The organism is Bacillus sp. VT 712, from assembly GCF_001614195.1.
In the GTDB taxonomy this organism is placed as follows: Bacteria; Bacillota; Bacilli; order Bacillales; family Bacillaceae_H; genus Priestia; species Priestia flexa.
In genome coordinates this window covers 1-1,771 of record NZ_LWBK01000086.1, presented here as the reverse complement: position 1 = coordinate 1,771, position 1,771 = coordinate 1, and the positions used below count along the sequence as shown (strand labels likewise).

The window sequence follows — 1,771 nt, the reverse complement described above, 5'->3', positions numbered from 1 at the left end:
ATACACGCTAATCCATTTGAAAAGCGTGTTTCACGAACTTCGCCAACCATTTTAGAAATGTCATTCTTTGGTTCTGGAAATAAATCTTGCTTAATTGCTTTAAACATTTCCAGTTGTTCATTCTTTGAAAGAGTATAAAAGTCTTTGTAAATATCGTGCCAAGCCATTGCCATTAGTAACACCCCTATTCAACCTTTTATTCTATTATATAGGATGCCTCTCTTAGCAACAATCTATACGAAAACAGCCAAAAATTTAGAAAATTAGTTGTTTTTTTGTTCCTTACTCTATATACTAAGAAAAAGGCTGCAGAGGTGATGATGTATGAACAATGAAAAATCGTACGCCGAGATGATGAAATCCCTCGCTCGCAAAAGAAAGATTCGCGAAGCTGATAACGTGCTTGATATGTATATTGACATGATTATTGACGATGCCTTATTTAAACACAAAAAAAGCATTTTAGAAACTCAAATTAACTATGCATTAGATGAACGAGATCGTACTGCATTTTATGACTTGTCTCTTCAGTATCAATCTCTTTTAAAAACATCTACATGAAAAAGAGCATCTTAACTAGATGCTCTTTTTTAGTGGGCCTAAGTGGACTCGAACCACCGACCTCACGCTTATCAGGCGTGCGCTCTAACCAGCTGAGCTATAGGCCCGTTATGGAGCGGGTGATGAGAATCGAACTCACGACATCAGCTTGGAAGGCTGAGGTTTTACCATTAAACTACACCCGCATATATAAATTAAAGATATTTCCTGGTCGGGAAGACAGGATTCGAACCTGCGACCCCTTGGTCCCAAACCAAGTGCTCTACCAAGCTGAGCTACTTCCCGTTTTATGGCGCGCCCGAGAGGAGTCGAACCCCTAACCTTTTGATCCGTAGTCAAACGCTCTATCCAATTGAGCTACGGGCGCTTAATATGAGCCATGAAGGACTCGAACCTTCGACCCTCTGATTAAAAGTCAGATGCTCTACCAACTGAGCTAATGGCTCTTACTGGCTGGGCTAGCTGGATTCGAACCAACGCATGACGGAGTCAAAGTCCGTTGCCTTACCGCTTGGCTATAGCCCAATAAGATGGTGGAGGGGGGCAGATTCGAACTGCCGAACCCGAAGGAGCGGATTTACAGTCCGCCGCGTTTAGCCACTTCGCTACCCCTCCAGCTTAAATAAATGGTGGAGGATGACGGGATCGAACCGCCGACCCCCTGCTTGTAAGGCAGGTGCTCTCCCAGCTGAGCTAATCCTCCAACTATGTATAAGAATTATGGTGACCCGTACGGGATTCGAACCCGTGTTACCGCCGTGAAAGGGCGGTGTCTTAACCACTTGACCAACGGGCCAATATAAATGCCTGGCAACGTCCTACTCTCACAGGGACAAAGTCCCAACTACCATCGGCGCTAGAGAACTTAACTTCCGTGTTCGGCATGGGAACGGGTGTGACCTCTCTGCTATCGCCACCAGACATGTTTTGAGATTATTCTCTCAAAACTAGATAACATTTTGCTGAGTACTAAGTTTACTGTCTAGCTATGGCTCCTAATTAGTCGCCTTCGCTTTTCTAATTTGGTTAAGTCCTCGATCGATTAGTATCAGTCAGCTACACACGTCGCCGTGCTTCCACCTCTGACCTATCAACCTGATCATCTTTCAGGGATCTTACTAGCTTGCGCTATGGGAAATCTCATCTTGAGGGGGGCTTCATGCTTAGATGCTTTCAGCACTTATCCCGTCCACACATAGCTACCCAGCGA

1 protein-coding gene, 9 tRNA genes, 2 rRNA genes and 1 pseudogene are annotated in these 1,771 nt (G+C 44.6%); 1 reads left to right on the top strand and 12 read right to left on the bottom strand.

The window, feature by feature from the left end:
* A pseudogene (locus A2U94_RS21400) lies at positions 1-173 on the bottom strand (IS1595 family transposase); the annotation flags it as partial.
* 151 nt (positions 174-324) lie between these two features.
* Between A2U94_RS21400 and A2U94_RS20050 the strand changes: the two are divergent.
* Complete coding sequence (locus tag A2U94_RS20050) at positions 325-561, top strand: IDEAL domain-containing protein (RefSeq protein ID WP_025911202.1); 237 nt, start codon at positions 325-327, stop codon at positions 559-561.
* A gap of 33 nt (positions 562-594) precedes the next feature.
* On the opposite strand, the gene A2U94_RS20045 is transcribed toward A2U94_RS20050, so the two are convergent.
* The 11 genes from A2U94_RS20045 to A2U94_RS19995 form a co-directional block, all read right to left on the bottom strand.
* A tRNA-Ile gene (locus A2U94_RS20045) sits at positions 595-668 on the bottom strand.
* Between the two features lie 4 nt (positions 669-672).
* Positions 673-746, bottom strand: a tRNA-Gly gene (locus A2U94_RS20040).
* Between the two features lie 23 nt (positions 747-769).
* Positions 770-846: transfer RNA gene (locus tag A2U94_RS20035), tRNA-Pro, on the bottom strand.
* A 5-nt stretch (positions 847-851) separates the two neighbouring features.
* Positions 852-928: transfer RNA gene (locus tag A2U94_RS20030), tRNA-Arg, on the bottom strand.
* Between the two features lie 6 nt (positions 929-934).
* Positions 935-1,007 (bottom strand) — tRNA-Lys (locus tag A2U94_RS20025).
* 4 nt (positions 1,008-1,011) lie between these two features.
* Positions 1,012-1,086: transfer RNA gene (locus tag A2U94_RS20020), tRNA-Gln, on the bottom strand.
* A gap of 6 nt (positions 1,087-1,092) precedes the next feature.
* Positions 1,093-1,176: transfer RNA gene (locus A2U94_RS20015), tRNA-Tyr, on the bottom strand.
* Positions 1,177-1,188: 12 nt separating this feature from the next.
* Positions 1,189-1,264: transfer RNA gene (locus A2U94_RS20010), tRNA-Val, on the bottom strand.
* A gap of 18 nt (positions 1,265-1,282) precedes the next feature.
* Positions 1,283-1,357: transfer RNA gene (locus A2U94_RS20005), tRNA-Glu, on the bottom strand.
* A 9-nt stretch (positions 1,358-1,366) separates the two neighbouring features.
* Positions 1,367-1,482 (bottom strand): 5S ribosomal RNA (rrf, locus tag A2U94_RS20000).
* A 101-nt stretch (positions 1,483-1,583) separates the two neighbouring features.
* Positions 1,584-1,771 (bottom strand): 23S ribosomal RNA (locus tag A2U94_RS19995); the annotation flags it as partial.